We start from the raw sequence: 235 nt of genomic DNA on the forward strand, positions 1-235 counted from the left end.
GATGAAGGACTGGGGCTACTCCGCCGGACGCACCCAGAGCGCGGTCTCCTTCAGTGTCGGCATCCAGGCCACGCCGCACAGGGCGCGGTCGCCGTCGTACTCGGCGAGCACCTTGTGCCAGACCCGGTAGATCTCGTGCACGCCGTCCTGGCCCCAGTACGGCACGTTCGAATCGCCGCCGCCCATGGAGTCGGCGTTGGGCGGCGGGGCGTAATTAGGAAGGCCCTCGGTCTTG

Annotated in this window: 1 pseudogene; it reads right to left on the reverse strand. The window is 68.5% G+C overall.

The features are described 5' to 3' along the window. Window positions 1-18 precede the first annotated feature (18 nt). Window positions 19-235 (reverse strand): annotated as a pseudogene (locus KVS71_RS18940) (alpha-amylase); the annotation flags it as partial.

Source organism: Microbacterium sp. GbtcB4 (genome assembly GCF_019091465.1).
Taxonomy (GTDB): domain Bacteria; phylum Actinomycetota; class Actinomycetes; order Actinomycetales; family Microbacteriaceae; genus Microbacterium; species Microbacterium paraoxydans.